5 protein-coding genes are annotated in these 6,915 nt (G+C 71.1%); 3 read left to right on the top strand and 2 right to left on the bottom strand.

Translation table 11 applies throughout. The features are described 5' to 3' along the window. Positions 1-412: 412 nt before the first annotated feature. Entirely contained in the window at positions 413-1,996 is a 1,584-nt protein-coding gene (locus GAS53_RS11775; RefSeq protein ID WP_225858866.1) for a class I adenylate-forming enzyme family protein, read from the bottom strand. Between the two features lie 486 nt (positions 1,997-2,482). Between GAS53_RS11775 and GAS53_RS11780 the strand changes: the two genes are divergently transcribed. After that, a complete protein-coding gene (locus GAS53_RS11780) occupies positions 2,483-4,603 on the top strand; it encodes a WD40/YVTN/BNR-like repeat-containing protein (protein ID WP_225858867.1) in 2,121 nt (706 codons plus the stop codon). 184 nt (positions 4,604-4,787) lie between these two features. Here the strand turns inward: GAS53_RS11780 and GAS53_RS11785 are convergent, their stop codons facing one another. After that, positions 4,788-5,795 (bottom strand): sigma-70 family RNA polymerase sigma factor, encoded by a 1,008-nt coding sequence (locus tag GAS53_RS11785; protein ID WP_225858868.1) that lies wholly within the window; start codon positions 5,793-5,795, stop codon positions 4,788-4,790. Between the two features lie 139 nt (positions 5,796-5,934). Between GAS53_RS11785 and GAS53_RS11790 the strand changes: the two genes are divergently transcribed. Continuing rightward, positions 5,935-6,663: an SDR family NAD(P)-dependent oxidoreductase gene (locus GAS53_RS11790; protein WP_151477450.1), complete on the top strand. Its 729-nt coding sequence runs from the start codon at positions 5,935-5,937 to the stop codon at positions 6,661-6,663. 33 nt (positions 6,664-6,696) lie between these two features. Continuing rightward, on the top strand, positions 6,697-6,915 hold a 219-nt coding region (locus tag GAS53_RS56215), incomplete at its 3' end, for a hypothetical protein (RefSeq protein ID WP_225858869.1).

Here is a 6,915-nt window from a genome sequence, read left to right on the forward strand (position 1 = left end):
AGCGCGCGCAGGCCGCCCCCCGGCTCCCAGATATGGCACTTGTTCAGCACGCCCGCCGTGGAGCGCGGGTCGTGGAAGTGCCCACCGGCGTCACGGCGGCGCACGTGGTCCGAGATGGCCGCCTGCACTACCGCGGGGCCCCCACGGGCCGGCTCGTGCAGGTGCGAGCGGCCGGACACGCCGCGAAACCGCTCCTGGATCGCCCGGTTGCAGCCGGCGGCGGCGCTGAGCCCAACCCCCTCCAGTTCACGGCGACTTCGGTCGAGGGGTACGCCCCGCCGCCCCGGCTGGGCGGGCACACCCGTACAAGTCCTCGGCGGACTCGCCGGGGTGACGGAGGTTCAGCTCGCGGACCTGCGGACGCTGGGCGTCGTAAGGACCGCGCGTTCCTGCACCTCGGACGCCGCGGAGCTCAGGAGCCGGCCGTCGTGCCGGGCACCCGGGACAGCAGCGCTCGCTTGTCCGGCTTGCCACTCGCCGCCACGGGCACCTGTGTCACAACGCTGATCGTGGCGGGGACGCAAGCCTCGCCCAACTCCGCCGCGACCAGCGCGCGCAGGGCGGCGAGGCCCGGCTCACGGCCCTCGGCCGGGACGACGAAGGCGTGCGCGGCCTCCCCGGTGGCCTCGTCCGGCGCGGCGACGACGTACGCCTCGTCGACATCGGGATGAGCCGCAAGCGCGCGTTCGATCGCCCCCGTGTAGTACAGGACCGCGTTGATGATGACCACGTCGCGGGCCCGGCCGGTCAGCCGCAGGAAGCCGCGGTCGTCCAGGTGTCCGACGTCGCGGGTGCGAACCCAGCCTTCCCGCAGAACCTCCCCGGTCTGCTCCTCGTCCTTCCAATAGCCCACCATCGCCGAATCGGTGCGCACCCACACCTCGCCCGTCGTTCCGACCGGCACCGGCCGCCCCTCGGGGGCGCGGACGCTGATCTCCACCCCGGACCACGCCCGGCCCACCGAGTCGTAGACCTGCTCGGGCCACTCGGCCATGTCGTCCGGGGTGAGAAGGCTGATCATCCCGGTCTCGGTCTGCCCGTATCCCTGGTGGACCACCGGACCCAGCCGCCGGGCCGCCTCCGCCAGCCGGTGCGGGGCGAGCGGGGAACCGGCTACGAGCAGGACGCGCAGGCTGCTGGTGTCGATCGGGTCGGTGCGCAGGACGTCGAGCACGTGGTACAGGCGAGGAACGGTCATCACGCTCGCGGTGATCCGGTGGCGCTCGAAGACCTGCGGGAAGACGAGCGGCGGCTCGGGGATGACGGCGGTGCCGCCGCCCAGCAGACACAGCGCGAGATGCTCGGAGATCACCAAGCTGCTGAGGGTGCCGAAGAGCAGAAACCGCTCGTAGCCCGCCGCCAGCCGCGCGGTCCGGTCGGTCCACCGAGCGGGCTGCCAGGCCCAGTTGAGGCCGAGCGTCCCGTAGGTTTGCGTACAGCCTTTGGGTCGTCCCGTGCTGCCGCTGGTCAGCGTCACCAAGGCGATGTCGCCGGGACGTCCCTGGGCGATCAGTTCCCCCTTGTGCGCCGGGTGGGCATCGAGGAGATCCGGTCCCAGCCGCAGCACGGGCCGGCCGCCCGCCGCATTCAGCAGCTCCGGGCTCGCGCCGGTCTCGTCGGCCACGACGGCGTCGATGCCGTCGGAGAGTACGTACGCCAGATGGGCCGGGGTCATTCCGGACCGCACCCCGGTCACCCGGCAGCCCGCGAGGTATGCGGCCATGAGCAAGGCGAAACCCTCGGGCGTCACATCGGTGGCCACCGCCACGGACCGGCCCGGGCCGAGGCCGGCCGCACGCAGCCCGTCGGCGCACCGGCCGATCAGCTCCAGCACCTTGCCGCGTGAGATGGGCCGCGACCGGTGTTCGAAGGCGGGCAGCTCCGGCCGGGCGCGGAAGGAGTCGATGAGGGCTTGGGGAAAGGGTGCTGCGGCGGGGCCGCCCTTGCGGTCGGACGGGCGGTCGGACGGTCTGGTTAACGCTTCGTCCATGTCCATGGGGATCTCCGCTCGGGTGGAGTGCCGACTGGGACGCGGTGCATCTGTGCCGTGGGGCGGGTGCCGCCAAGATACGGCGGGACGGCGCGTCCGCGGCCGGGATCCGCGGTCAACCGCGCTGAGATGGCTGCTCCGGATCCTGCCATACCGGCGGCCGTCATCCGATCAACGTCCGGCCGCCCTCCAGCATCAGCGTGGCGCCGGTCGGACAGGCCATGTCGTCACCGGCGAGCGGCCGTGATCCGAGGAGGACCGTGATCCGAGGAAGGGCCTCCGTCGGCAGCAGGGTGACATACGCGACGGTCGTCCTTGTGCGCCCTTCTGCTCAACTCCCCTCTCCCGTAACGTCATTGCGTTTGAAGTGGTCATGACGACGGAAGGGCTTTCATGGGCAGAGGTCTGCTTTCGCTGGTTCTCGCCGCGGTCACTGGTGCCGCGTTACTCACGGCACCGGCGGCCGCCGCACCGCCTCCCCCGCCAACGGACGTGTACCGACCGGTTCGTGGGCCGTCCGCCCCGGCGGAGTACCGCTACCTCCAGAAGACCCTGCCGGGCGAGTCCATCCCGCGCCACGCGCATGACCTCGCCGCGGAGCAGGCCCGGGAACTACCCGCCGTCGGCGGGCGCTGGAAGGGCGTCGGCCCCACCAACATCGGCGGGCGGATCGTCTCCCTCGCGCTCGACCCGAAGCGAGCCGACACCCTGTACGCGGCGGCCGCGAGCGGCGGGCTGTGGCGCAGCACGGACGCCGGGGCGACGTTCCACTCGGTGTGGCCCGACAGTTGGACGCAGGCCATGGGTGCGGTCGCCACCGCCCCGGACGGCACCCTGTACGTGGGCACCGGTGAGCCCAATCCGGGCGGCGGCAGCATCACGTACGAGGGGACGGGCCTGTACCGCAGCAAGGACGGCGGCCGGACCTGGACGCCGCTCGGCCTGCGCGACTCCGGTGCGATCAGCGCCATCACCATCGACCCGGCCAACCCCCGCCGCATCTACGTCGCCGCCGCGGGATCGCTGTACAACGGCGGCGGCGACCGGGGCGTGTACCGCTCCGAGGACGGCGGCGCCACCTGGGAACGAATCCTCGCCGGCGCCAACGAGTTCACCGGCGCCACCGAGATCGTGGTGGACGGCGACCGGATGTACGCAGTGCTGTGGGACCACCGCCGCCGCCCCGATCTGCGGACGTACGGCGGTGCGGGCTCCGGCGTCTTCCGCAGCACAGACGGCGGCGAGACCTGGCAACGGCTCGGCGGCGGCCTGCCCGCCCAGGGCCCCGACGTGGGACGCATCGGGCTGGCCGTCGCGGGCGACCGGCTCTATGCGATCGCCAACAAGTCCAACGGCTCCTTCGAGGGCTTCTACGCCTCCACCGACAGCGGCGAAAGCTGGACCCGCACACCGGCCAACGAGGATCTCACCAACTCGCAGTCCAGCTTCGGCTGGTGGTTCGGCAAGGTGTGGATCGACCCCCGGAACACCGAGCACGTACACGTGGCCGGGGTCGCCCTGCTGACCACGAAGGACGGCGGCGCCACCTGGAGCGCCGACGACACGAGCATGCACGTCGACCACCACGCCATGGTGTGGGACCCGCGACGCCCCGGCCGCGTCTACCTCGGCAACGACGGCGGCGTCTACCGCTCCGACTCCGACGGCGACGGCGGCTGGGTCAAGTCCCGCCACCAGCCGTACACCCAGCTCTACAGCGCGGCGATCACCCCGCAGGACACCACCCGCATCTCCGGCGGATCCCAGGACAACGGCTCGCTGCGCTCCTGGGGCGGGGAGCAGTTCAACGAGTACCTCGGCGGCGACGGCGAGGAGAACCTGATCAACCCGACCGACGCGAACAACGTCTTCGCCTGCTACCAGTACGGCAACTGCTTCCGCTCCACCGACGGCGGCGACACGCTCACGTACTTCGGCGACAGGACGACGTACCAACGCCGCAACTGGTTCACGCCGGTGGTCTTCGACCCGCGCGACCCGAAGATCCTCTACTACGGCTCCGAGGTCCTCAACCGCTCCACGGACGGCGGCGAGACCTGGCAGCCCATCAGCCCCGACCTGTCCGGCGGCCCGGGCCCCGACCCCCTGTACGCCAACTACGGCACCATCACCTCGATCGCCCCGGCGGGCGACGGACGCACCGTGTACGCCGGCACGGACGACGGACGCGTCTGGGTAACCAAAGACCTCGGGGCGACCTGGACGAAGCTGGCCGAGGGGCGCCCCTGGGTGACCCGCGTGGTCGTGGACCCGAAGAACCCGAACCGGGTCTGGACCACGCACTCGGGCTACCGTGCCGGCTCCCCGCTCCCCCACGTCTACGGCAGCACCGACGGCGGCAGGCACTGGCGGAACCTGTCGGGCAACCTCCCGGCGGCGCCCGTCAACGACCTCGTCGTCGCCCGGGGCGGCGCCCTGTACATCGCCACCGACCAGGGCGTGTTCACCAGCGTCACGGGCGGCGGCCGCTGGCTGCGCCTCGGACACGGCATGCCGCAGGTGCCGGTCGACGACATCGAGTACGACGCGGGCCACCGCCGCCTCGTAGCCGCCACGTTCGGCAGAGGCTTCTACGAACTGACCACTGCCTGAGCCGATTGCCCACTCCGGGTGTCCCGCCCACCGATGGGCGGGACACCCGGACATCCGCGCCGCCGACTCGTCGACGGCCGGGAACGTCCAGGGAAGCGGGCGGATTGGAGGCAGCCCATCCGCTCTCAGGGACAGGGGCCATCAGGCGGACAAATGAGCCAGGTTGCACGATGGGGCATGAGCCCTAGTCTCGGAGCGTTCGGGACAGCCCGAACAGTGGGAAGAGGCTGTTGTCGCCGAAGCGGGTGATGGCCGAGATCCGGTCGTCTTCCAAGGTGAGTACCACCAGGCCGTAGGCGTGCGCGATGGGGCTGTGGCGATCGCGGAGGTAACAGCCGAACGCCGGCTGAGCGTTCGCGCGCGTGGGGACCAGCCGGAGCGCCTGCCCGTCCCACCAGGGGCGGGTCCGGTAGAACCGGGCGATCGCCGCGTGTCCCTGGTACTCAAGGGGCTCGGGCGGCATCGTCAGCCATGCGGCGTCGGTCAGCAGCGCGATGAGCCGGTCGACGTCGGAGTTCTCCATCGCGTCCACGAACCGCCCGACGAGCTCGCGTTCACGCGGTGAGCGTGGCAGCGGCGCCCGGTCGCGCGCGGGAAGCCGGCCGTCCAGGGCGGTACGCGCCCGCTGCAGGGCGCTGTTCACCGAGACGCCACTGCTGTCCAGCAGATCGGCCACTTCGGCCGCGCGGAAGCCGAGCACGTCGCGCAGCACCAGTACCGCGCGCTGCCGGGGCGACAAACGCTGGAGTCCGGCCACGAACGCGAGCGCCAGCGCCTCCCTCGTTTCGTAGCGGGCCTCCGGTCCCGGGGCGGTGTCCGGCAGGTCCTCCAGCAGGGCGTCCGGGTAGGGCTCGAACCAGGTCGGTTCGGAGCGGTGCGTGGGCTCGGGCACATCGAGCGGAGGGCGGGCCGGGTGCTCAGGCTGCGGTCGGCGGCCCTTGTCGCGCAGCGCGTTCAGGCAGCGGTTGGTCGCGATGCGGTACAGCCAGGCACGTACGGAGGCCCGCCCCTGGAATCCCCCGAGCCCGCGCCAGGCGGCCAGGAGGGTCTCTTGCACCGTGTCCTCCGCGTCCTGCACGGAGCCGAGGATTCGGTAGCAGTGCAGCTGGAGCTCGCGCCGGTAGGGCTCGGTGAGCTCGCGGAACGCTTCCCCGTCCCCCGCTCGCGCACGGACCAGGGTTGATTCGGTCACCACGGCATCCTCGCCTCTCTCAGTCGTCCTCCAGGTAAGGACACCGTCCGGCCCCGAAAGTCATCGGTGAGTTCCTCCGGGCCGTCGTGTCTCAACAAACGACCGCATTTCCAGGCAAGGACAAAGGGAGATCGTCATCATGGCGAGCATCGCGGACAGCACAGTTCTGGTGACCGGGGGCAATCGCGGCATCGGGCAGGCGTTGGTCGAGGAGGCCTTGAGGAGGGGCGCGAAGCGGGTGTATGCCGGTACGCGCGCGCCGCTGGCTCACTCGGACGGGCGCGTCACGCCCCTGGCTCTGGATGTGACCGACACGGCGCAGTTGCGACGAGCCGTCGACGAGGTCGGATCACTTGATGTCCTCGTCAACAATGCCGGCCTCTCGCTCTTCGACGACCTGAGTGATCGTGCCGTCCTGGAACGGCACCTCGCTGTCAACCTCTTCGGTACCTACGACGTGACGCAGGCGTTCCTGCCGCTGCTGACGCGTTCTCGGGGAGCCGTTGTCAACAACCTGTCGCTGAACTCCCTCGCCCCCTTGCCACTCATTCCGGCCTACTCGGTCTCGAAGGCGGCCGCGTTCTCCCTGACGCAATCCCTGCGCGCCCTGCTCGCCGGACGGGGCGTCAGCGTTCATGCCGTCCTGACCGGTCCCGTGGACACCGACATGGTCCGAGACATCGACGTACCGAAGGCCTCCGCGGAGTCCGTCGCGCGAGCGATCTTCGACGGGGTGGAGAAGGACGAAGAGGACATCTTCCCCGATCCCCTTTCCGAGTGCATGGCCGAGGGCTGGCGAGGCGGTGTGGCGAAGGCGCTGGAGCTGCAGTTGGCGGCGCTCGCGGCAGCAGAGCATGCCAAATACTGAGCAGGAGACTCGGTGGGCAGAGGGGCCGGTGGCGTGACGAGCAGGAGGACATCCGGGACGGCGGCCGCGCTGACGGTGACGCTCGGGCTCGCCGCCGTGTCCTGGGTCGTCACGGTCCGGTGGATGCACGGGACGATGGACCGGGCATCTCGACGCGGCTCGGACGCACTCAGCGGTGATCGGGCCGGACGGGAGAGAGTGCGGCATCGGTGTCGCCTGCCTCCCGCTGTGCCGCAGCCCCGGGCTGCGGCA

It is taken from the genome of Streptomyces albicerus (assembly GCF_008905045.1).
Classification (GTDB): domain Bacteria; phylum Actinomycetota; class Actinomycetes; order Streptomycetales; family Streptomycetaceae; genus Streptomyces; species Streptomyces albicerus.

Coding starts and splice junctions, on each gene's coding strand:
- GAS53_RS11775 (WP_225858866.1), bottom strand. CDS start 1,996: ATGGACATGGACGAAGCGTTAACCAGACCGTCCGACCGCCCGTCCGAC.
- GAS53_RS11790 (WP_151477450.1), top strand. CDS start 5,935: ATGGCGAGCATCGCGGACAGCACAGTTCTGGTGACCGGGGGCAATCGC.